Below are 24,246 nucleotides of genomic sequence, written 5' to 3' on the forward strand. Positions count from 1 at the left end.
AAATGAAATGAGAAAGGTTAAGTAAAGTTTAAACTTCTCAAATTAAGCAAGGAGGTTTTAGTTATCGATTATTTAGGGATTGATATTAGTAAAAGAAATAGTGTCGTCGCCCATTATAAAGATGAGAAATTCCAAAAGGAATTTACCATTCAGAATAATAAAAATGGTTACAATTATTTATTAAAGTATTTGAACGACTTAAACCATCCAAAAATCATTTTTGAATCTACAGGTATCTATTCAAGAGCTATGGTACGATTTTGTCGTGTAAATCAAATTAACTATATAGAAATGAATCCGTTAGAAGCTAAATTTAGAACGAGTTCTTTAAGATCATGGAAAACTGATCAGGCTGATGCTCACAAACTCGCTCATTTAGCGCCTACTCTCAAACAAACGGACAGCTTACCTACTCATGAATCAATATTCTTTGAATTAAGAGAACGTGCCCGTTTTCATCTAGAGATTGAAAGTGAACAAAATCATTTTAAATTTGAGATTGTTGAACTACTCCATCAAACATTTCCTGGTTTAGAAAAATTATTTAGTAGTCGATATTCAATCATTGCGCTTAACATCGCTGAAATATTCACTCATCCAGACTTGGTTATTGATTTAGATAGAGACATACTGATTACACATATATTCAATTCTACAGATAAAGGTTTATCAATATATAAAGCTGAAAAATATGCGCAACAACTAATAAATATCGCTTCGGAAAGCTATCCTAATGTCGATAGACATTCTTTTCTAGTTGAAAAAGTACGTTTACTTATTCAACAATTAAAACAATCTATCCAACGTCTTAAACAATTAGATGATGCCATGATTCAATTAGCAAAACAACTCGATTGTTTTGAAAAGATTTATTCGATACCAGGTATTGGTGAACTAAGCGCAGCGATGATTATTGGGGAAATTGGAGATATTACAAGATTTAGATCACATAAACAGCTCAATGCTTTTGTAGGTATTGATATCAAACGATATCAATCAGGTGGTACTTCTAGTAGAGATACAATCAACAAGCGTAGAAATAAAAAAGCGAGAAGACTTTTATTTTGGGTGGTTATGAATATTATAAGGGGTCAACATCATTATGATAATCATGTCGTCGATTATTATTACAAACTAAGAAAGCAGCCTAATGAGAAATCTCATAAGACTGCCGTCATCGCTTGTATAAATCGACTATTAAAAACGATTCATTACTTGATAATGAATCAGAAATTGTACGATTATCAAATGTCCCCACATTAGCCAAACGTACAATCAAATACAGTTTAACACCTTATTCAAAAAAATTAAATTGAACGGTTTAGTTAAGTAATGCTTATTTTAATTATAAGTACTTGACTAATCGTAGGAAATGTCCCCACATTAGCCAAACGTACAATCAAATACAGTTTAACACCTTATTCAAAAAAATTAAATTGAACGGTTTAGTTAAGTAATGCTTATTTTAATTATAAGTACTTGACTAATCGTAGGAAACTAAGCCTGGGACATAAAATTAATGTCTCAGGCTATAGCAATATATTTAAATCAACAATAAATTAAAATTCACGAATTTGATTTAAAACATTTTCTTTTGTAAATCCATATTTTTCAACTACTAAGTCGCCAGGAGCACTTGCACCAAATCCATCGATACCAATTACTTTACCTTGAGTACCGACATATTTATGCCAACCTAATGTTGATGCCATTTCAATAGCAACACGTTTAGTAATATTTGAAGGAATCACAGATTCTTTATAGTCTTCTGATTGTTGTTCGAATGCGAACCAGTTTGGCATAGAAACAACTCTAACACCTTTACCTTGTGCGTCTAAATCTTTAGCTGCTTCAACCGCTAAACTTACTTCAGAACCAGTTGCTAATAATAAATATTCAGGTGATTCTTTAGATTCATAAACTACATATGCACCTTTTCGTACACCTTCTTCTACTGTTTCTTCTGAAACATCTAAAGTTGGTAAGTTTTGACGTGTAAGTACTAATGATGTAGGTGTACTTTCAGATTCTAGAGCAACTTCCCAAGCAACTCTTGTTTCATTACCATCTGCAGGACGAATCACATTCATGTTAGGAATTGCACGTAATCCAGCTAATTGTTCAATTGGTTCATGCGTAGGACCATCTTCACCTACCGCAATTGAATCATGAGTAAATACAAATGTTGAATTTAAGCCCATAATTGCTGATAAACGTAATGCAGGTTTTAAGTAGTCACTGAAAACAAAGAAAGTTGCTCCGTATGGATGTAAACCACCGTGAGCTGCCATACCATTAACAGCTGCACCCATACCAAATTCACGAACACCAAACCAAATGTTTTTACCGTCACGATTATCTTTATCGTAATCTTTAGCATCTTTAACATTTGATTTGTTTGAACCAGCTAAGTCTGCAGATCCACCAAAGAATGATGGCACGTGTTTACTTAACGCTTGAATTACTTCACCTGAGTCAGCACGTGATGCTGCATTATGATCTGCATCAAATTTAGGTAGCTCTTTTTCATAATTTTGTGGTAATGTACCACTAATCGCTAATTTGAACTCCTCAGCTAATTCTGGATATGCTTTACTATATTCTTCAACTTTATTTTTCCAATTTTCTTCATGCTCATTAGCACGTTTTAACATTGTAGAGTTGAAAATATCGTACACTTCTTGCGGTACATTAAAACGTTTTTTAGGATCTAAACCGTATGCTTCTAATGTTAATTTACGTTCATCTTCTCCTAATGGAGCACCATGTACACCGTTAGTACCTGATTTATTTGGAGAACCAAATCCAATGACTGTTTTAACTTCTATAATAGTTGGGCCTTGTTGAGATTTAGCTTTATTAATTGCGTTATCAATTTCTTCTAAGTCATTTCCATCTTTAACTAAGATGTAATTCCATCCATATGATTCAAAACGTGATTGTGTTTTTTCAGAAAAGGCTTTGTCTAAATCACCATCTAATGAAATATCATTTGAATCATATAAAACGATTAACTTGTCTAATTGGTTATGGCCAGCAAATGAAGCTGCCTCATGTGAAATACCTTCCATTAAGTCACCATCTGACGCAAGTACATAAGTATAATGATCAACTACATTATAATTTTCTTTATTAAATTTACCTGCTAAATGACTTTCTGCTAATGCCATACCTACTGACATTGCAAAACCTTGACCTAGTGGACCCGTTGTTACTTCTACACCATCAGTATGTCTGAATTCTGGGTGACCTGGTGTTTTAGAATCCCATTGTCTAAATTGTTTGAGTTCATCCATTTCTAAGCTACCAGATACATGTAATAAGCTATATAATAACGCCGAACCATGTCCAGCAGATAATACAAATCTATCTCTGTTAAAATAATCTTTAGATTGGGGATTAAAATTTAGGTGTCTTGTCCATAGTGTGTATGCCATTGGTGCTGCCCCCATTGGTAAACCAGGGTGACCTGAATTGGCTTTTTCTATTGTATCGATACTTAAAGCACGAATCGTATCGATTGCTAATTGATCTTCTTTATTAAACATTATATTTTCTTCCCTTCTTCAAATAATACCTCAAATTAATTATAACTTATTTTAATATAAATTCATAAAGAAAAATCTGAAAAATCTCTCAGATTTTCTATTAAAATAAATCTAAAATGATAAATTTTCACGCTTATTTTTCTTTCTTATTCTGTTGAATTTTCTTTAATTTTTCAGGAGTAACATCATTACCCTCTGGATCTATCACTTTAGTGTTTTCTAATTGTTTTTTGAATCCTTCTCTAAATGAATCAAGATATTGTTTTCTCAACTTAGATTGCTCTTTGGCTTCTTCGTTTGTTAAACCTTGTTCTTTCTTCTTTTTAGCTAATTCATTAATTCTATCAATATTTAAATCATTTTTAGACATTCAAATTCCTACTTTCCTATCAATTATTGTTCGATTATATCCATAGTTAATTCCTAACTTTATATCATATATTTTTATATTCTTATAATAATATAGCGTTTATAAACCTTCCATAAAATATAACAAAAAAATGAGCATAACCAAATCGTTACGCTCACTACTACATTTTCATTCTATTTTAGTGGGCTAATGCGAACATAGACCCAGATTTATGTTCGCTGTTCCCATTATTATCATGTGTTTGATGTTCGTTTTGGTTAGCATTCTGATGAATTTCATGATCTGTCATTTCGTACGTTTGTTCTGAATGTGCGCTTTGATTAACACTTAAGAAGAATACTAAAAAGATAAGGCAAGATACTAAAAATACTGCTATATATGTTAAAAATGTCTTTGTTTGTTTTGTTAACATGAATCTCACTCCTAGAACGTTTGTTTGTATTTATAATTTAACAGAACAGATGTTCCATGTCAACACTTTAACGAACAAACGTTTGTTATTTACTATTAGAGATGCTATAATAAACTTAAATAAAACTAGGGAGTGCCTATATATGAGAGAATTAACGAAAAGACAAAGTGAAATATATGATTACATTAAGCAGATTGTTCAATCAAAAGGGTATCCACCAAGTGTTCGAGAAATTGGTGAAGCAGTAGGATTGGCTTCAAGTTCAACTGTTCATGGTCACTTATCAAGATTAGAAGAAAAAGGCTATATAAAACGTGACCCTACTAAACCTAGAGCAATTGAAATTGTTAGCGAACAATTAAATGATAATATTAGTATGGAAGAAACAATTCATGTTCCTGTAATCGGTAAAGTAACTGCAGGTATTCCAATTACTGCAGTAGAAAATATTGAAGAATACTTTCCCTTACCTGAACACTTAACTTCTACACATAATAGCGATATTTTTATTTTAAATGTTGTTGGAGACAGCATGATTGAAGCGGGTATTCTTGATGGCGATAAAGTTATCGTTCGTAGCCAAACAATCGCAGAAAATGGCGATATCATTGTTGCGATGACAGAAGATGATGAAGCGACAGTTAAAAGATTTTATAAAGAAAAGAATCGTTATAGATTGCAACCAGAAAATAGTTCAATGGATCCAATTTATTTAGAAAATGTTATAGTAGTTGGAAAAGTAATCGGTTTATATAGAGAAATGTAATCATATTTTAGACTCATAACCCCCTATATAAAAAAGGATTAGGCATGATGCCTAATCCTTTTTATTTTGATTCTTATTCAAAACTTCTTTTACTTTTTCTAAGATATCAGGTTGTTGTTTTGATTTAGTTGACATTCTATCTACTTCCTTACAACTATTTAGTACCCCAACATATATTGTTTTAAACGATTAACCAGTATAATTTTCTGTCCAATATGGTTGTCGTTGATCATTAAAATCAACACCGACGCCTAAAGTTGAGAAGCTATCATTCAGTATATTTTTTCTGTGACCTAATGAATTCATTAGGCCTTCGTGAGCGTATATACTATTTTGTTGTCCATAGGCTAGATTCTCACCTGCTGCATTAAAATCATGGTGATCTGCTTTCAATCGATCAAATGGTGATTTTCCTTTTAAGTCAGTATGATCAAAATAACTATTTTCCACCATATCTTGACTATGTTTTCTAGCAGTATCAGAAATGGATTTAGAATAACTTAATGTTGATAATTGTCTTTGTTTTCTCTCAGCATTAACAATATCAAAATCTTGTAATTCAAAACTTTTTTCCAATGATTTAGAAGGTGCTCCATATTGCTCTTGCAGTCTGTTTTCCATTTCATCACTTACTTGATATAACGCGGTGACACCATTCTGTTCATGTTTATCATAAAAGACAGTAGTATAAATATGGTTTTTATGAAATACATCATATTCATCATTTTTTATTTCAAATCGCTTATTCCCTTTTTTTATTTCATCAATAGGTTTACCTAAACGATCTCTCACCTTGTTTTTAGGTGTCGCATATTTTATTTTAGACTGCGAAGAAATTAAGTTCTGATTAGTGTACATGCCGTTCACTCTATCTTTAATATAACTAATCATGACGAATTGGTTATAATCATCATCGTAATAGGTATACCAATGCGTACCATATTCGTTAGAAGTGATACGTTGTTCTTTACCTAGTTTATCTTCGACGTCTTTTTTCGACATATTCATTTGAATATTATTAATGGCAAACTCTTGCTTATTCGGAACATCCAAACTTATATCTTCTTCATTAGCATCTCCAAATGCCCAATGATCTATCTGTTGTCTAACTTCTAATTGAACTTTTTCTAGTGGTTTTAATTCATTCAGTGGCAGAAAAATGACTAAACATAAACATGCGACAAAAAATACGAGAAACTTTTTAATTGTGGTCACCTACCATAAGATACTAGTCTCTATCTCCGTTAAAGATCGAATTTCTAACAATAACATAATCTACAGTGCGTAGTGATTTTAAATCTTTTCCACCCGCATAAGAAATAGAGCTTTGTAAATCTTGTTGCATTTCTCTTAAAGTATCTTTCAATGACCCTTTATGTTCTACAAACATCTTTTTGCCTTCAACGTTTTTATGTTCGCCCTTTTGAAATTCAGAAGCACTACCGAAATATTCTTTATAGCGTTTACCTTCTAGCTCAACCGTTTCTCCTGGTGATTCTTCGTGAGCTGCAAAAAGTGACCCAATCATAACCATTGATGCACCGAAACGAATTGATTTAGCAATGTCACCATGAGTTCGTATGCCACCATCGGCAATAATAGGCTTTCTAGCTGCTTTACTACATAAATTAAGTGCAGATAATTGCCAACCACCTGTACCAAATCCTGTTTTAATTTTAGTTATACAAACACGACCTGGTCCAATACCTACCTTCGTTGCATCTGCACCGGCATTTTCTAATTCTCTAACGCCTTCGGGTGTACCTACGTTACCAGCTATTACAAATGAATTAGGTAAATATGTTTTAATGTGCTTAATCATATTAATCACAGAATCAGAATGTCCATGTGCAATATCAATTGTTATATATTCTGGTGTTAATTGTTCATTTGAGAGTTGTTCAATAAATTCAAATTCTGATTTTTTTACACCAACTGAAATAGATGCAAATAAATGATTACTTTGCATTTTTTTGATAAACGGAATTCTAGCTGCTTCATTGAATCGATGCATGATATAAAAATAATCGTTTTCTGCAAACCATTGCGCTAATTCTTCATTCATAACTGTTTGCATGTTAGCTGGTACAACAGGAAGTTTAAATGAACGTGGTCCAAATTTAATTGAAGTATCACATTCAGATCTACTTTCAACAATACATTTGTTCGGTATTAGTTGTATGTCTTCATAATCAAATATTTTCATATTAATCTAAAAGCCCCTTTATAAAACAATATATTTTGGGATAAATAGCTAAAATCCGAATAATCAATTTAAAATCAGTTACTTTATTCAGAAAAATATTATCCTTACTTACTTTACATTGTTTTATTGTTCTTGTAAATGGACTTTAGTACGAGTTTTACCAACTTGATTTTTTTACACCTGGTATTTGACCTTTATGAGCATGTTCTCTAAATGCAATACGTGACATTTCGAACTTTCTCAATACACCTCTTGGTCGTCCAGTCACTTTGCATCTACGAGTTAAGCGTGTAGGTGATGAATCACGTGGTAATTTTCTTAACGCTTCATAATCACCTTTTGCTTTAAGTTCTTTTCGTAATTCAAAATATTTATCTACTAATTCTTGTCTCTTTTGTTCTTTTACAATTTTTGATTTTTTAGCCATTTCTTTTACCTCTCTTTTTATAAATCGTAATTATTACGTTTTATATAATAACACGTATTATGAGTTTTGCAAACGTGAAATTTCCGTTTCTAAATAAAATGTTAATTTTCACTATTAAGTATAAAAAAGACCTTTTTCGATTAAGAAAAAGGTCTTTTCGCATTTCAAATTGTCGTATTTGAAAGATAAGTGATTATTTAGTTTCACGATGTAACGTATATTTGTTTAATCTTGGGCAATATTTTTTCATTTCAATACGCTCAGGATTATTTCTTTTATTTTTAGTAGTGATATAGTTACGATCGCCACATTCTGTGCATGCTAATGTGATATTTACGCGCACGTTCAACACCCTTTCTAGTTAGGAATACTTACGATTTAAAATTTTATCATATAAATTTTCTGTGCGCAATCTTAACTTTTAATTATTAAAATTCTCATAAGTTTCGTCTTGCTCACCTTCTAAATCGATTGAATTAATATCAATACCTAATGCTTTTGCAACGCCTTTACCATAATCAGGATCTGCTTTGTAACAATGGCGAATATGACGTCTTTTAACATCCTCTGTCACACCATCCATAGCATTTGCTGTATTAGTAAAGATTCTCTCTTTAGCTTCATCAGATTGTAATCTAAATAACTTACCTGGTTGTTCAAAGTAGTTATCATCATCTTGACGTTGATTATATTCATAACCATCACCATCAGTTGGGAATGGTGGTTTTTTAAATTCAAGTTGAGAATCATAAACACCTTGATTATTTGGGTAATAATGAGGTCCGCCACCTTGGTTATCATCTAAAATACGCATTTGTCCGTCACGACTAAATGGACATAGATTTTCAATACCTACACCTTTAGGTTGGTTAACTGGTATTTGCCAGTGGTTAACTCCTAATCTATAACGTTGCGCATCACCATATGAGAATAAACGACCTTGTAACATTTTATCTGGAGAATAATCTAGACCTGGAACGATGTTTGTAGGTGCAAAAGCAGCTTGTTCAACATCTTGGAAATAATTATTAGGATTGCGGTTTAATTCAAATTCTCCAACTTCAATTAATGGATAATCACCATGATACCAAACTTTTGTTAAATCAAATGGGTTATCTTTATGATTTCGTGCTTGTTCTTCTGTCATTACTTGAATATACATTTTCCATTTAGGATAATCACCATTTTCAATTGCATTAAATAAATCGCGTTGTGATGAATCACGATCCGTAGCAATCACGTTAGCCGCTTCATCATCTGTTAAATTTTCAATACCTTGTTGTGTTCTAAAATGATATTTAACCCATACGCGTTCACCTTTATCATTATACATAGAATATGTGTGTGAGCCGAATCCATGCATATGTCGTAAATCTTTAGGAATACCTCTATCAGACATTAAAATTGTCACTTGGTGTAATGATTCTGGTAATCCTGTCCAGAAGTCCCAGTTATTTTGCGCACTTCTCATATTTGTTCTTGGGTCTCTTTTAACTGCTCTATTTAAACTAACGAATAATTTTGGGTCTCTAAAGAAGAATACAGGTGTGTTATTACCGACTAAATCCCAGTTTCCATCTTCAGTATAGAATTTTAAGGCAAACCCACGAATATCTCTCTCAGCATCTGCTGCGCCTCTTTCACCAGATACAGTAGAAAATCTTGCAAACATTTCAGTTTGTTTACCTACTTCTGAGAACATTTTAGCACTTGTATATTGAGTAATATCATTAGTTACGGTAAACGTTCCAAATGCACCGGAACCTTTAGCATGCATACGTCTTTCCGGAATCACTTCACGATCAAAATGTGACATTTGCTCTAAGAAGTAAATATCCTGCATTAGTAGTGGACCTCTTGGACCTGCTGTCATACTATTTTCTCTATCGGACACGGGTGCGCCAAATAAACCTGTTAACTTGCCGTCTTGTTTAGACATTAAATTCCCCTCCACATAAATTAGAATTATTATAATTTAGTATACATTATAATGTATGCCCCTTTTTAATGAAACTTAAACGCTTTATTACAACTAAATTATCAGAAAATTTTTAAATTTTACTTTAAAGTGCTAAATTACTATTGAATAGTAGGTCTAAAAGAATTAAAATGATGGATATATTTAAAATAGATGGGAGACAGTATATGGAAGATAATAATATGAAAAGAGGTTTAACCTCCAGACACATAACCATGATTGCTATAGGTGGCGCAATTGGAACTGGTCTATTTGTGGCTACAGGAAGTGTTATTTCTGAAGCTGGACCTGGTGGCGCTATCCTAGCTTACCTCTTAATTGGTATCATGCTCTATTTCTTAATGGCATCTATTGGTGAATTAGCTACTTTCTATCCGGTATCTGGTTCATTTAGTTCATATTCAACTCGATTTGTCGATCCATCACTTGGTTTTACCATGGGTTGGTTATATTGGGGAATGTGGACCCTTGTAACAAGTGTAGACGTCATCGTTGCAGCAAATGTATTAAAGTTTTGGGATGCTTTTAATTTCTTTAGCCCCTTAACTTGGAGCTTGATATTTATTACACTACTTTTACTACTAAACATTTTCTCAGTAAAAGCATTTGGTGAAACAGAATTTTGGTTATCATTAATTAAAGTAGTCACAATTATTGTATTTATAGTTTTTGGTATTTTGATGATTTTTGGTATTTTAGGCGGACATTCTTATGGATTTGAAAATTATACTAAAGGTCAAGCACCTTTTGTAGGTGGTATCTCAGGTATATTAAGTGTTTTATTAGTTGCTGGCTTTTCTGTTGGTGGTACAGAAGTAGTTGCAGTCACAGCTGGAGAATCAAGTGATCCAAGTAAATCAATGCCTAGAGCGATTAAACAAGTATTTTGGAGAATTTTATTATTCTATGTATTATCTATAGCAGTCATCGCTGCAATAATCCCATATACTGATCCATTACTATTAAATGAAAGTCAATCTGTTACTCAAAGTCCATTTACAATCGTATTTGACCGTATAGGTATTGCTTTTGCTGCCTCAGTCATTAATGCAGTTATTTTAACTTCATTATTATCAGCAGCAAACTCAGGTATTTATACAACAAGCAGAATGCTTTATTCATTAAGTGTTGATAAACAAGCACCACAATTTTTCAATAAATTAAATAAAACTACTAAATTGCCGATTAGATCAATTCTAACAACTTATTTATTAGTAGTAGCTGTAGTAATATATGCTAATTTTAATTCTAATGCAGTATTTAATTTATTAAACATTATTGGTTCGATGGTTATCATCGTTTGGGGGTCTAGTATTTGGTCACAAATTAGAGTGCGTCGTGCTATTAAAAAACAAGGTAAAGATGCTAACGAATTATTACCTTATAAAGCACCGTTTTATCCATTCGGACCTATAGTAGTAATTGCTACATTATTATTCTTATTATTTGGTAGTTCTTTTGGAAGCATTGCTTCTGGTGATTGGATCAGTGTTATTAGAAACTTTACACCTATTCTAATCCTAGCAATTATCTTCTTTGTTCATAAAATGATTAAGAAAACGAAGTTTGTTAAACTTAATGAAATGGATTTAAGTTCTCATATTTTCAAAAATAATTAACTGTTATTAATACAATCACTAAAAATTACACCTTTCGATTCATTACTTTATATAAAGTTTGATTGAAAGGTGTATTTTATTTTGTCACAATAAACATGCAACTATAAATAAATTAAAATGGTTTTATAGTTAAAGTTTATTTTCTGCTAACAAATTATCATGTATAATAAGGTTAAGAATAATGGCTCAGAGGTGGTTTCAATGATTGGTCAAACAAATTTGTTCGATGATGTGATTAAAAGTGACGAGCGTTTTGTTATTGTCGTGCAATCTCTAGAAGAAAAAAATGGTCAACTCGTTAAGAATACATTAAGAGAGTATCCAAGTTTAAATCACGACCAAATGAATAACTTATTTACACATCTTAAAGAAGTATTTTTAGAAGAAAAATTTCAAGAAAACCAATCAGCATTTACTATAACTGTTTATACAAACCTTGATTATGCAGCAGATCAAGTTTATGCACATGTTAAACGCTATAAAGGAAAAAATGATTGGACACACACAGCAAAATAATCTAAAAAAGACTTAGGTAACTTGACCTTGGTATACATCGTTAACATGTTATTAAATATGTTATCGCATCACCATCAAGATACCTAAGTCTATTTAATTATAGAAGTTGTTTTAAAGCGTGTGGAATACCATTAGAATTATTATCTAAAGTTACTTCATCTGCAATATTTTTTAATTCGTCACTTGCATTTCCCATAGCGACAGCATGTCCAACAACCTCTAACATAGATTGGTCATTTAAACTATCACCAAATGCAACCACTTCTTCAAGTGAAATATCTAATTTTTTACATAATGCTTTAATTGCATTACCTTTTGAAACATCTCTTGCCATAAATTCTAAAAAGAATGGTTTACTTGTAGTAACATCAATTTCCTCATTAAAGAAACCATTCAAGTCGATTCGCGCTTCAGTAATATTACCTACATAATCGACGCCCATAACTTTTGGCACGCTATGTGTAATATAAGATTTAATATCTTCCACACGTTTCATCGGTAACCCAGTTAATTCTGATTCAATATTCATGTATTCATGATCGCCATCATAAATAATGTAACCTTCGTCGTAAGTTAAGACTAAAAAACCTTTTTCACGGCAATAATCTACAATCGCATCAAAATTTTCTTTTGATACACTTTGACTTACTTCTACTTCTTCAGTAGTCATATTAATTGTTTTACCACCGTTATAACTAATAATAAAACTTTCATGTTCATTTAATTTTAATGTTCTTGCTACAGGTAACATCCCTTCAGTTGGTCTGCCTGAAGCTAAAACAACTTTATATCCTTTGTCTTGAATATCAATAAGATAAGATTGTGTTTCTGGAGATACTTGATTCTCACTATTCATTAGTGTGTCATCCATATCCATTACGATTACTTTATATTTACTCATGTTATTTCGAATCTCCTTTCAATGACTTATCTATATTTTACATCAAAACAAGCCTACTGGTACACTACTTCTTCAATGACGCCAACTTCATTGATAGTCACTAATTCTGAGATACAATGTGACATATCTTTCTTTAAAGTTCTTACTATTTCACCACTATGCTCACGTGGACTCATTGTTAATACTGTAGGTCCAGCACCACTAATAACAGTCGCATACGCATGGTGTGCTTTAGAAATTTGTCTAATGTTTGCAAATTCTGGAATTAAATGTTGACGGAAAGGTTCATGAAAACCATCTTGTTCCATCATTTTTCCAGCTAATTCATATTTGTGTTGTATTAACGCACATATCATAGTATTACTAATTGCACTATTACGTACTGCATTAGAATGTGAAAAAGTATCTGGTAGTGCTTGACGAGAATCTTCAGTTTTAAGTTCATATGGTGGTATAGTTAGTATAATATCTACTTTAGGTACATCAATGCGTGCTACATCTGTCACTTTTGTATCTGGATTATAATAACCAGAAATTAACCCGCCATAAATTGTAGGTGCTACATTATCTGGATGACCTTCAAACTCAGTTGCTAGTTGAAGTAATTCATACTGAGATAATTGAATATTTCCGAAATAGTTAGCGATATAAAGTGCACCAACTAACGCTGAAGCTGAAGAACCTAAACCTCTTGCTAAAGGTATATCGCTTCTCATATCAATACTTAATGCTGGTAAATCAACATCATATTTATTAGCAACTTTTTGAGCGACCTGATAAATATAATTAGATTTATCCTTGGGTAAGCTCTCTAATTCTTCATTAAAGTAATTAAATTCCCAATTATCACCCTGAATTGCTTTGACGTTCATATGAAGATATTTATTTAATGCCATACCAATCGAATCAAATCCAACACCTAAATTTGCAGTAGAAGCGGGAATTTTCAACTTTAACATAGCTTCCATATTATAAAGCCCCTTTAATATACTTAATTATGCTTTCTTTGTCATTAGGAAGTGGTTGAATTGGGTTATCTAGTAAAGAAATAGCTGTGTCTGGGTCTTTCAAACCGTTTCCTGTTAAAACAGCTACTACTTTTTTGCCTTGTGGTAAGCGGCCAGCACGTTTTAATTTAATTAAACCTGCAATAGACGCATTACTAGCGGGCTCACTGAAAACCCCTTCCTTAGATGTCATCATTTGATAAGCTTCTAAAATTTCTTCATCAGTTACACTATCAATTAATCCGTTTGATTCTTTAAGTGCATTAGTCGCTTTCTCCCAACTCGCAGGATTTCCAATACGAATAGCAGTAGCAACTGTTTCCGGATTTTTAATGACTTTATTTTGAACGATTGGTGATGCACCTTCTGCTTGGAAACCGAATAATTGTGGTAATTGACTACCTTTTTTCTCTTGATATTCTTTGAAACCTTTCCAATATGCAGTTATGTTACCTGCATTACCAACAGGAATCGCCAAAATATCTGGTGCTTCTCCATCAAGTTGTTCTACTAACTCAAAGGCTCCCGTTTTTTGCCCTTCTATTCTAAATGGATTAACAGAATTCACCAATTCAATATCGCCATTCTTAGCAATTTCTTTCACTATTTCTAAAGCTTCATCAAAGTTTCCTTCAATGGATACGATTTCAGCACCATACATTACTGCTTGAGATAGTTTACCTAAAGCTATTTTACCCTCAGGAATAACTACTATTGCTTTCAACCCTGCTCTAGCTGCATATGCCGCTGCTGATGCTGAAGTATTACCTGTTGACGCACAAATAACAACTTTTTTCCCCTGTTCTTTTGCTTTAGTTACGGCCATAACCATGCCTCTATCTTTAAAAGAGCCTGTTGGGTTCGCGCCTTCATATTTTACGTATAATTCAATTCCAAGCATTTGTGACATATTTTCACAATAAATTAACGGTGTATTCCCTTCATTCAACGTTAATTTAGGTGTTTGATCATTTACAGGTAAATATGTTTCAAATTCTTTAACTAAACCTTGCCATCTTTTCATAAGTATTAAACCCCTTCTACTGGATAAACTTTATTAACATCAAATCCTGCGTCTTTTAATAATTGTTCAGGTGATTGATCTAATCCTAAAATTACTATTGCATACGTATCTGCATCACGCTTAGTTACTTTTAATGATTTATGGAATGGTAAATGTGATTTAAGCTCTTTTTCTAACTTTTCTTCAGAATGTTCTTGAGACTTAAGCACAACATAAAAGTTAAACTTTTCTTGAACGAGGACGGCTTCTTCATTATCCATCATTTCTCTGGTCTCTTCAGTTTTCAATTCAAAATGAGGTGGTAACGTATGTAAATTTGATTCAAAGAATAATGCTACATTCAGTAAATCACTCACTACAGCACTTCCTGTAGCTAAACTACCTGCACCTTTACCATAAAACATTGTATCGCCGACAGCATCACCAATGACATAAATGGCATTATACTCATTTTCAACTGCTGCAAGTTGATGCTTTTCATCGATTAACGTAGGTTCTACAGATGCATTGACCTTTCCATTATTATAAGTTCCCTTACCAATCAATTTAATTTTATATCCTAATGCTTTTGCAGCATTGATATCACTTAATGTCGTATTTCTAATACCTGTTAATTGAACGTCATTAAGTTTAATCACTTGGTTAAATGACAGGTATGACGTAATAACTACTTTTCTAGCGGCGTCTATGCCATCTACATCATCTGTTGGATCAGCTTCTGCAAAACCTAGACGCTTAGCTTCCTCAAGTGCATCTTCGAAAGTTGTTTGATCTTGAGTCATTTTTGAAAGAATAAAGTTTGATGTTCCATTTAAAATCCCCATAAATTTAGATATATTATTGGCATTCAAACCATTATTAATTGCATTTACAATTGGGATACCACCTGCAACACTTGCTTCAAATTTTAAAGCAACACCGTTGGCTTCTGCCAAATCTTCAAGTAAATTTAAATGTACTGCTAATAAATCTTTATTTGCAGTAATTACATGTTTCTTATTCTTTAAAGCACTACGTAACCAATCAACTGTAGGTTCAATGCCCCCCATAACTTCCACAACAATATCAATAGTGTCATCATTTAAAATTTCATTTACATCTTCAGTTAAGTGATATTGACTAATATTTAATGGACGTTTCTTAGTTTTGTCACGAACAAGTATATGCTTGATAACAATATCTTTATTAAGTGTATCCTTAATTTGTTGTCTATTCTCTTCAATTATTTTGACAACACCTGATCCTACAGTACCTAAACCAAGTAATGCTATATTTAATTCCTTCATGTCGCTGTACCTCCTTGTTCACTTGAGAAAAACAAATGTATCGTTGAAAAATACTATATGATGGTATAGTATAGAATTATTCTTAATTTTTGTAAAGTTCACAATAATGAAAATATAACTTTATAGTACCACGCTCCACCGAAAAACTAAATAAAATTTTCTGATTTTTTAGAAAGGTTGTTTTATTATGAAAGTAGCTAAATTTGGAGGCAGTTCAGTCTCTAACGCCAAGCAAATTAAAAAAGTTTTAAAAATTGTTAATGATGATCCAGAACGTAAGATTATTATCGTTTCTGCTCCAGGAAAACGTTCCAGTGATGATATTAAAACGACAGACTTGCTCATTCGCTTATATGAAAAAGTCATCAATAACATTGACTATCAACATAAAAAACAAGAAATTATTCAACGTTATGCAGATATTGTTGAAGAATTAGATATGGAACGTGATATTCTTACTACGATTGATGAAACTTTGGAAAATTATATACACGAACTTAAAGATAAACCTGCACGTCTTTATGATGCTATTGTGTCATGCGGTGAAGACTTTAATGCACAACTCATCGCAGCTTATAACAATAGCCAAGGTGTTCCTACTAAATATATTTCACCAAAAGATGCAGGTATTTTAGTCACTGATCTACCTAAACAAGCTCAAATTTTAGATTCTGCCTATGAACAAATATATAAATTAAATGATTATAAAGAAAAATTAATTATTCCTGGATTCTTTGGCGTTTCCAAACATCATTTTATAGTTACTTTCCCTAGAGGTGGCTCAGATATTACGGGTGCTATCATTGCTCGAGGTGTTAGAGCATCACTATATGAAAACTTTACAGATGTATCTGGTATATTCAAAGCTAACCCAAACATTATTAATAACCCTGAAATCATTGAAGAGATTACTTATAGAGAAATGCGAGAACTATCATACGCCGGTTTTAGTGTATTTCATGATGAGGCGCTACAACCTTTACATAAAGACCGCATCCCTGTCGTTATTAAAAATACAAATCGTCCTCAAGATAAAGGCACATTTATCGTACATGATCGAGAAATTAATTCTAAAAATGTAATTAGTGGTATTAGTTGTGATAAAGATTTTACTGTTATTAATATCAAAAAATACTTGATGAACAGACAAGTTGGTTTCACAAGAAAAATTTTAGGCGTTCTTGAAGATTATAATATTTCATTTGACCACATGCCTTCTGGTATAGATAATATCAGTCTCGTCATGCGCTCTGATCAAATAAGAGATGTAGAGAGCCGTGTGCTAAACGATATACAAAAATATTGTGATGTAGATGAGTTAAGTATTGATCACGATCTTGCAATTCTAATGATTGTTGGTGAAGGGATGAATAGAGTTATTGGTACTGCTAGTAAAATTACTCATGCACTGGCAGAATCTAATATTAATTTAAAAATGATTAACCAAGGGGCATCTGAAATTTCAATGATGTTTGGTATCAAATTAGAGGATGCAGAAAAAGCTGTAAGAGCAACTTATGAATTCTGTTATCACGGTATATGTATAAAAGATTAATTTAAAAAAGCAACTTTCTAAGTAGAACAAAATCTAGTTCTTTAGAAAGTTGCTTTTAAGCTTCTAATATCTTTTTATTATTTAAAATAGCTTCTTTAATTCTTTTTTCACCCACAACAAGTTTAAGAATGAAAAATTGATAGTAACTCAATGAATCAATGACCTTTTTGTAATTTGAGAATTGATGATAGTTTTGGTTATCTAATAAATCATACATCAATACGATTTCAGGTTTAATATAATCCACATCATAATTTAATGAATGGAAATAAATATTATTCTTAGGCAAACGAATTTGGGAATTCAACCTGAATATCCACTCATCATTTACAACATCATATACAAAAATTTCCATAATTTGTTGTTCTTCATCATACACATTTGCATGTGTAATTTCTTTTAATGACATGTTATGACTTTCTGAACATTCACCAGCTTTATTAAAAAAACGAATATTAAAATGATTTGGTATAGCTTTGACAATATCTATTAATTTTTTACGTTCTACACAAATATCTACTTTTGAAGGTAGTTCAAGGTCATCACTTAAAAATAACTGCATTGCTACAACGCCATGAAACTTGAAAGACTGTGATGATGATTGAATTAATGCTTCAACTAAAGTTTGAGTATTTGAATGCTCTTCCATATACATGTACACCACCTTCTTAGTAAACGCTTTCATAACCTATATTATACCTTCTAGCTACATCTTTTTCAATTGATTATTTGTGAACAATTAGTAAAAATTATATTTAATATCCTGATGAATTTTTATTATTTCATCTTAATTGGTGGTTACGCCAATGGTAATTTATTAAAAGTGTCTATAACGTTAAATTTTCAAATAATATTCTCAATTTCACGTACAATAGATTGAACATCATTAAATGTAAGTTTATAATCTATATTGAGTTATCAATTGTGTGATTTTGATTATATATATTATTTTCTTTTTCATAAAAATTAATATTTCATATCATTGTCATACATATGTATTACTGTTTAAATCTAAATAGATTCGGGTGAAAATTATGTCAACTTTATCGATAATTCTGATAATTATCATCATTGTTTTGATTATCGCATTTTTCTTGAATCAACAGTATTTAAAAAGTAGAGTTGAAACTGAAGAATATGCAAAAAATCAAATCGTAGCGAAAAATTCAGCTTTAAGTGAGGAAAATCTTTCTTTAAAAAATCAAATGCTAAGTACCAACAAAGGCATTAGCCCACATGCATTCAAAAATGCAAAACGTGATTTACGAGGTATCTTAGATAAATTTGTGGAAAGTGGTCAGTTAAAGGTATATAACATCATAGCAACGAGTAACCTTGCCACAAAACATCCATTATTTGATTATGTAAGATCATTTGATTTTATTATTGTTACTGATGTAGGTTTAATCAATGTTGATGTTAAACATTGGAATCAAAAAACTTTCTACCACTTTGATGTGCCTGATAAGCACAATAATTTAGACCAACAACCTCTAAATAGAGATAAAATTGTTGGACATTATATTAGTGAACAGTATCATAAACAATTCAATACTACTCGTGAAGGTGTCTATACATTCATAGAAATGCTTCAAGATAATCGAGTAATATATGAATTTTATGATTATGATCCATACCAACAAGCTGCTAATAACGCTAAAGCATTAAAAGACCAAATCGAGTCACATTTCAATTTCAAAATTCAAAGTATCGGTGTGGTTTATTTTAATGATGGAACTGTCAATATTATCGAAGGTTCTGAAGAAAGCGACAAATATGTAGACACAGTTTCAACTAAATCATCACTTGAAAAAGTGATTAACGATGCAGTAAGTCTATCTAAACATCCATTAACTAAAGATCAAGTTGAACAAATTACACAACAATTTAATTAAAAATTATATGATAAAAGGCCGATACAATTATGAAGTGATACCCATAATTATATCGGCCTTTTTATTACCTATTAACTCCAAATATTAACTTTGTTTTTCTTAGCTTCATTTTGAGCCTTTTTAAATACATCTCTATATTTACCGTTTGGCGCAAAGTACTTTTCTCTTGCTAAACCTTTTTCAACGAGTTCTTTATTATACATATGATCTTTATCTAACCATACATATGCTAAAGTTCTACCATATCTATCATTTTTTTCTTTATCATATTCAAGATACACATCTTTATTAGTTAAAGTTTTCTTACTATAGTTCGAAGCCTCTTTACCATAAGGTTGAACAGGCGTGTTCGGTTTAACTGTTTCAGGCGTATCAACACCAATTAAACGCACTTTAATATTTTTGTTGCCCTGTTTTGCTACAAATGTATCCCCGTCAACTACCCTATCAATATGAACTTTTTCCTTTCCTTTTAATTCTGTACTAGTATTTTGAGATTTAGATCCACTAAATGGTCCAGTATGATTAATAAATTGAAACAATAACACACAAACAACTATAATTACCAACACAAGTGTTGATAAAGACTTTTTCGATTTCATTGATGTCACCCATTCTTACTTATTTATCCTGACTAATGATAATGAATAATAAACATAGCGTCAATACTAAATTAAAATTTTTAAACAAGCATGACCATGATATAATAATTAATGATAGGAGTGAATTAACAATATGTCTAGTGAGAATAGAGTCACACTTATAGCAGTCATTGTGGCAGTTATAATAGGTATTGTAATGCAAGTTGTATTTAAATTCCCAACTATAGTTTCTGCCGTAGTTGCATTATTTTTAGGAATTTTAGTAGGTTTTATCGTTTATTTAATCACCAATTTCATGGATAAAAGAAAGCGATAGACAATAATTTTTTTAATATCAATATTAAACAAAGCGTGCCATTGAAATCAAATTCAATGGCATTTTTTCGTTTCAAAAAATTATTTATTTTGTAACATTTTTGTGAATATTAAAGGAATAATTTGTAAAAATTGTGGTATATAAAAATTAATAAAACAATTAATTCAATAAAATTTTCAGGAGGGAGAAAATATGGAAATTATAGATTGCATCATTGATAGCTATGAAATTACTTATAAAGTTAAAACACCCCAAAATCATACATTTGATCATACATTAAGCATTGAAACACCAACTTATAAAGCGATTGAAATATTAAAATTACTTTCAGAACATGTTGATAAACAACCAAGCTAATTAAATCCACCCATTATTTGTGGCAATTTTCCAAGCGTCAAAACGATTTTCAGCTTCAAGTTTATCAATAATAGATGATGTATAATTACGTATTGTTCCATTAGATAAATATAATTTGTCTGCAATATCCTTACTACTTAATCCATTACCGATTTCTCGTAAGACAACTTGTTCTTTGTGCGTTAATGGATTGGTGTACGTAATTAATGATGTCATCAAGCTATCACTATATTCTTTCTTCCCATTAACTACCTTCTGAATAGTATTTACTAATTCATCTATGGATCGCTCTTTTAAAACATATGCATCTACATCATTTGCTACAGCTTTTTCAAAATATCCTGGTCTTTTGAAAGTTGTAACAATGATAATTTTGGTCTGTAATTTTAATGCTTTAGATTCTGCTAAGACTTCAATACCAGTCATACCTGGCATTTCTATATCTAGAATTGCAATATCAGGTTCATATGTTTTTATTAACTCTAATGCATCATTACCATTTCCTACATCTGCTAATACCTTTAAATCATCATTTAATTCGATAAGTTGTACCATAGCTTTTCTAAGCATATGTTGGTCTTCAGCTATAATCATTGTAATCACATCATTTCACCTCTAGGTATAAAGATTGTTAGTTTAGTTCCATTGTGATTTTCAATATTTAGTTCTCCATTTAAATAATTCACTCTACTCCGAATACTACTCAGCTTTTCTTTATCTTTATTATTCATTCCTATACCGTTATCTTGGATAGTCAACATAATATAATTATGATAATCACTTACATTAATTTTAACTGCAGTCGCATTAGCATGTTTAATAATATTATTTATCGCCTCTTTTAAAATCATGGATACCAAAGCCTGCTTTGCTGGATTTAAAGATGCTACTATTTGCGTGTTAGAAAAAGCAAAATCAATTTGGGCATCTTTTAAAATTGTCGATACTGCTTTAACTTCTTCTTGAAATGAAGGCGTTTGGAGATTTTCTATTATATTTCTCACTTTTTTTAACGTGTCTTTTGATAGTTCATTGATAGATTCTATTTCATCTCTAGCTTTAGCTGGTTGTTGATCAATCAGTTTCATAGCTAGCTCTGATTTTAAGGTTAAACTTGCAAAAACGTGACCTAACGTATCATGCAAATCTTGTCCTATACGTGTTCGTTCTTGTTCCGCTATTAGAATATTAATGTATTTATTCTGTTCTGTAAGTTTTTCTTTCATTTTACGCTCTTCTAAAGCATAAATATTCCCTACACACATTAAAAATATGACCACAAAATAAATTGATAAAGGTAATGTTGCATCATTTATAATAATAAACGTGATTCCTAGTGTTACTATCATCGCAATAACAAATGTAATAAAATATTTAGACTTAAATCCTTTTTTCAACATGAAAGGAATAGCAAATGCACTAAAGAAATAAAATAATGCATTCATTGGTTGTTTACATATAACAAAATAATCTAATAATATATAGTGAATCAGAAACATTGTATACAGTGTTTTATCACTCACGCGATTATAGTAAAAGACTATTGTGATATAATCAATTGCAAAAATGATTACAATTAGAAAATATTCCCATTTGGGTCTCTCAATACTGTAATCGATTAGGTTTAATATCGGAAAAATCAAATAAATTAAAGGTGTTATTCTAGTTCCAATTTTTGTCCAAATGGATACATTTGTCATATTAATCCACTGCTTTCTGTTTATTAATCAATAATACGATCATTAAAAATATCACGCTATAAAAAAATATTATTCCAAAAGAAGTAAAATCTATACCATCGCCTTTACTTAAACGATAAGCCAAATGTTTAAGATGATAAGTAGGTGTTAATTTAGAAATAGCTTGTAACCAATCAGGGAATGTGTTAGTTGGGAACCATAGACCTCCTAAAATCGCTAATCCTATACCTATTAAGTTAGCAATACTGCTTGCTTTTTGAGTATCGTTAAATTGAGCAATAATTAAACCTAATGTTAACAACAAACTAGCACCTATCCATAATATAACTGCAGATTTTATCCACTGTATCATTTCCATATTTACGTTATTATAAAAGTGTGCTATTACAAATATTAATACAATAGCTAATAAAAACTGAAAAGTAGTCTTACTAACTTTAACCAAATAATATGACGTTATATTAAGAGGTGTGGTCATAAGATGCTTAAACCACCCATTTGTTCTTTCTTCAATCATATCAACAGGAAATGAAATCAAACAAAAGTTCATACAACTAAATACTACCATACTATACATATATTCCTTATAAAATATTATTCTTTCAGACTTAGGCAAATCTAATATAGAAGTGAATAATAGATAAAAAAATAATGGTAAACATATGGACATAATTAAATATAATCTTTTCCTAAGTAGTACTTTCAATTCGATTGTAAAATAAGACATTAGCATTTTACTTCCTCCTCACTTATATTCGACTTATTAAATAGCACTTCTAATAGAGATGATTTATATATTTCAATTTCATTTAAATCAATATTCTGATTTATCATTTCCATTAATATGTCCTTGACTTGTTTTGTTTTAATCTCGAATTTTTGATCTGATTTTTTGAATATAAAATTAACAGCCAGTTTTTGAACTTCATCTTTGTATTTAAGTGGAATATATATGTAGGATGTTGGTTCTAATGACTTTATTTTATTTATATCTCCCTTAATTTTAATATGACCATTTTCTAATAAAGCAATTTGATCAGCCATTCTTTCTACTTCCTCTATATAATGTGTGGTATATATGATGGTCATACCTTCACTTTTAAATCGATGGATTATATTCCAAAAATGTTCTCTCGTTTCAATATCCATTGCAGTGGTTGGCTCATCTAATACAAGCAACTTTGGTTTACCTGTAACTGTTAATGCAAAATCTAAAATTCTTTGTTGCCCACCAGAAAGTTTTGAAGCCCATTGATTTAACAATTGTTCGTCAAAGTTAGTGATACTCATAAACTCCTCTTTAGAAATATGCTCTTGGTATAAACTACAATATAAATTAAATAACTCTTTTACTTTTACTAATTTTAGAAAATGTGTTTTTTGATATAAAACAGCCATATGTTTTCTATTAATTAAACTATGTTCATCAATGATTTCACCAAAATCTATTGCTTTATTACCAATAATAATATCGATTAATGTTGATTTTCCTGCTCCATTCTTGCCAATGAGTGCCGTGCAAATCCCATCTTCAATATTTAAGTTAATATTTTCAAGTACATTGACATTGTTAAATTGTTTACTTAAATGATTTATTTTTATCATTTATACCACCTCTTATTTTGAGTTGAATACAGAATATCAAGTCTGTAAAACTCAAAATAGTAGCGTTTGTCATTATTTAGATATGACATTTGTCATATAGTTGACATAATATTATTATAATAAATAAAAAATCTGCCACATTTAGTGACAGATTTT

General features: G+C 31.0%; 26 protein-coding genes. 8 read left to right on the plus strand and 18 right to left on the minus strand.

The window, feature by feature from the left end; genetic code table 11:
- Positions 1–63: 63 nt before the first annotated feature.
- Positions 64–1,263: an IS110 family RNA-guided transposase gene (locus LPC11_RS07265; protein WP_081698184.1), complete on the plus strand. Its 1,200-nt coding sequence runs from the start codon at positions 64–66 to the stop codon at positions 1,261–1,263.
- A 296-nt stretch (positions 1,264–1,559) separates the two neighbouring features.
- On the opposite strand, the gene tkt is transcribed toward LPC11_RS07265, so the two are convergent.
- From tkt to sosA, 3 genes are all read right to left on the minus strand, one after another.
- On the minus strand, positions 1,560–3,548 hold the full coding sequence (gene tkt, locus LPC11_RS07270) for a transketolase (protein ID WP_231307195.1): 1,989 nt from the start codon (positions 3,546–3,548) through the stop codon (positions 1,560–1,562).
- 133 nt (positions 3,549–3,681) lie between these two features.
- A complete protein-coding gene (locus tag LPC11_RS07275; protein ID WP_023375249.1) occupies positions 3,682–3,918 on the minus strand; it encodes a DUF896 domain-containing protein in 237 nt (78 codons plus the stop codon).
- 178 nt (positions 3,919–4,096) lie between these two features.
- Complete coding sequence (gene sosA / locus LPC11_RS07280; protein WP_023375248.1) at positions 4,097–4,330, minus strand: DNA damage-induced cell division inhibitor SosA; 234 nt, start codon at positions 4,328–4,330, stop codon at positions 4,097–4,099.
- A gap of 142 nt (positions 4,331–4,472) precedes the next feature.
- On the opposite strand from sosA, the gene lexA reads away from it, so the two are divergent.
- Positions 4,473–5,096 (plus strand): transcriptional repressor LexA, encoded by a 624-nt coding sequence (gene lexA / locus LPC11_RS07285; protein WP_023375247.1) that lies wholly within the window; start codon positions 4,473–4,475, stop codon positions 5,094–5,096.
- Between the two features lie 189 nt (positions 5,097–5,285).
- On the opposite strand, the gene LPC11_RS07290 is transcribed toward lexA, so the two are convergent.
- From LPC11_RS07290 to LPC11_RS07310, 5 genes are all read right to left on the minus strand, one after another.
- The gene (locus tag LPC11_RS07290; RefSeq protein WP_023375246.1) at positions 5,286–6,311 is read right to left on the minus strand and encodes a CAP domain-containing protein; all 1,026 of its coding nucleotides are present in this window, start codon (positions 6,309–6,311) and stop codon (positions 5,286–5,288) included.
- Positions 6,312–6,324: 13 nt separating this feature from the next.
- A complete protein-coding gene (guaC, locus tag LPC11_RS07295; protein WP_023375245.1) occupies positions 6,325–7,302 on the minus strand; it encodes a GMP reductase in 978 nt (325 codons plus the stop codon).
- A 157-nt stretch (positions 7,303–7,459) separates the two neighbouring features.
- Positions 7,460–7,729: a 30S ribosomal protein S14 gene (gene rpsN / locus LPC11_RS07300; protein ID WP_023375244.1), complete on the minus strand. Its 270-nt coding sequence runs from the start codon at positions 7,727–7,729 to the stop codon at positions 7,460–7,462.
- A 193-nt stretch (positions 7,730–7,922) separates the two neighbouring features.
- The gene (gene rpmG, locus LPC11_RS07305; RefSeq protein WP_001831295.1) at positions 7,923–8,072 is read right to left on the minus strand and encodes a 50S ribosomal protein L33; all 150 of its coding nucleotides are present in this window, start codon (positions 8,070–8,072) and stop codon (positions 7,923–7,925) included.
- A gap of 78 nt (positions 8,073–8,150) precedes the next feature.
- On the minus strand, positions 8,151–9,668 hold the full coding sequence (locus LPC11_RS07310) for a catalase (RefSeq protein ID WP_231307196.1): 1,518 nt from the start codon (positions 9,666–9,668) through the stop codon (positions 8,151–8,153).
- 206 nt (positions 9,669–9,874) lie between these two features.
- Here LPC11_RS07310 and LPC11_RS07315 point away from each other — a divergent pair, with 206 nt between their 5' ends.
- On the plus strand, positions 9,875–11,326 hold the full coding sequence (locus tag LPC11_RS07315) for an amino acid permease (protein WP_023375242.1): 1,452 nt from the start codon (positions 9,875–9,877) through the stop codon (positions 11,324–11,326).
- Between the two features lie 201 nt (positions 11,327–11,527).
- Positions 11,528–11,842 (plus strand): hypothetical protein, encoded by a 315-nt coding sequence (locus LPC11_RS07320; RefSeq protein WP_002451295.1) that lies wholly within the window; start codon positions 11,528–11,530, stop codon positions 11,840–11,842.
- A gap of 97 nt (positions 11,843–11,939) precedes the next feature.
- Here LPC11_RS07320 and LPC11_RS07325 read toward each other — a convergent pair whose 3' ends face one another.
- Genes LPC11_RS07325 through LPC11_RS07340 form a run of 4 tightly spaced genes read right to left on the minus strand, consistent with a single transcriptional unit; the run spans position 11,940 to position 16,060 of the window.
- Positions 11,940–12,743 (minus strand): Cof-type HAD-IIB family hydrolase, encoded by an 804-nt coding sequence (locus tag LPC11_RS07325; protein ID WP_023375241.1) that lies wholly within the window; start codon positions 12,741–12,743, stop codon positions 11,940–11,942.
- A gap of 53 nt (positions 12,744–12,796) precedes the next feature.
- Positions 12,797–13,711, minus strand: a complete 915-nt coding sequence (gene thrB / locus LPC11_RS07330; protein WP_104681688.1) for a homoserine kinase — start codon at positions 13,709–13,711, stop codon at positions 12,797–12,799.
- A gap of 1 nt (position 13,712) precedes the next feature.
- Positions 13,713–14,774, minus strand: a complete 1,062-nt coding sequence (thrC, locus tag LPC11_RS07335; RefSeq protein ID WP_107566494.1) for a threonine synthase — start codon at positions 14,772–14,774, stop codon at positions 13,713–13,715.
- A gap of 5 nt (positions 14,775–14,779) precedes the next feature.
- Entirely contained in the window at positions 14,780–16,060 is a 1,281-nt protein-coding gene (locus LPC11_RS07340) for a homoserine dehydrogenase (RefSeq protein ID WP_023375238.1), read from the minus strand.
- A gap of 187 nt (positions 16,061–16,247) precedes the next feature.
- Between LPC11_RS07340 and LPC11_RS07345 the strand changes: the two genes are divergently transcribed.
- The gene (locus LPC11_RS07345; RefSeq protein ID WP_104681687.1) at positions 16,248–17,615 is read left to right on the plus strand and encodes an aspartate kinase; all 1,368 of its coding nucleotides are present in this window, start codon (positions 16,248–16,250) and stop codon (positions 17,613–17,615) included.
- Between the two features lie 55 nt (positions 17,616–17,670).
- Here LPC11_RS07345 and LPC11_RS07350 read toward each other — a convergent pair whose 3' ends face one another.
- The gene (locus tag LPC11_RS07350) at positions 17,671–18,270 is read right to left on the minus strand and encodes a hypothetical protein (RefSeq protein ID WP_023375236.1); all 600 of its coding nucleotides are present in this window, start codon (positions 18,268–18,270) and stop codon (positions 17,671–17,673) included.
- A gap of 379 nt (positions 18,271–18,649) precedes the next feature.
- On the opposite strand from LPC11_RS07350, the gene LPC11_RS07355 reads away from it, so the two are divergent.
- Positions 18,650–19,510, plus strand: a complete 861-nt coding sequence (locus tag LPC11_RS07355) for a hypothetical protein (protein WP_023375235.1) — start codon at positions 18,650–18,652, stop codon at positions 19,508–19,510.
- Between the two features lie 71 nt (positions 19,511–19,581).
- Here LPC11_RS07355 and nucI read toward each other — a convergent pair whose 3' ends face one another.
- Positions 19,582–20,112 carry a thermonuclease NucI gene (gene nucI / locus LPC11_RS07360; RefSeq protein ID WP_023375234.1) on the minus strand — a complete coding sequence of 177 codons (531 nt, stop codon included), beginning with the start codon at positions 20,110–20,112 and terminating at the stop codon, positions 19,582–19,584.
- A 133-nt stretch (positions 20,113–20,245) separates the two neighbouring features.
- On the opposite strand from nucI, the gene LPC11_RS07365 reads away from it, so the two are divergent.
- A complete protein-coding gene (locus LPC11_RS07365; protein WP_002466352.1) occupies positions 20,246–20,428 on the plus strand; it encodes a hypothetical protein in 183 nt (60 codons plus the stop codon).
- A 192-nt stretch (positions 20,429–20,620) separates the two neighbouring features.
- On the plus strand, positions 20,621–20,785 hold the full coding sequence (locus tag LPC11_RS07370; RefSeq protein WP_002451285.1) for a hypothetical protein: 165 nt from the start codon (positions 20,621–20,623) through the stop codon (positions 20,783–20,785).
- Here LPC11_RS07370 and LPC11_RS07375 read toward each other — a convergent pair whose 3' ends face one another.
- The 4 genes from LPC11_RS07375 to LPC11_RS07390 all read right to left on the minus strand — a co-directional run bounded on the left by LPC11_RS07375 (position 20,786) and on the right by LPC11_RS07390 (position 24,090).
- On the minus strand, positions 20,786–21,388 hold the full coding sequence (locus tag LPC11_RS07375) for a response regulator transcription factor (RefSeq protein ID WP_041613987.1): 603 nt from the start codon (positions 21,386–21,388) through the stop codon (positions 20,786–20,788). It lies immediately after the preceding gene.
- Entirely contained in the window at positions 21,385–22,230 is an 846-nt protein-coding gene (locus tag LPC11_RS07380) for a sensor histidine kinase (RefSeq protein ID WP_081698210.1), read from the minus strand. Before LPC11_RS07380 ends, LPC11_RS07375 begins: the two co-directional genes overlap by 4 nt.
- A gap of 256 nt (positions 22,231–22,486) precedes the next feature.
- Positions 22,487–23,218, minus strand: coding sequence for an ABC transporter permease (locus LPC11_RS07385; protein WP_231307197.1), 732 nt, complete (start codon positions 23,216–23,218; stop codon positions 22,487–22,489).
- A complete protein-coding gene (locus tag LPC11_RS07390; protein ID WP_023375230.1) occupies positions 23,212–24,090 on the minus strand; it encodes an ABC transporter ATP-binding protein in 879 nt (292 codons plus the stop codon). Before LPC11_RS07390 ends, LPC11_RS07385 begins: the two co-directional genes overlap by 7 nt.
- Positions 24,091–24,246: the final 156 nt, after the last annotated feature.

The sequence above is a fragment of the Staphylococcus sp. HL28 genome (assembly GCF_021117155.1).
GTDB lineage: Bacteria > Bacillota > Bacilli > Staphylococcales > Staphylococcaceae > Staphylococcus > Staphylococcus warneri.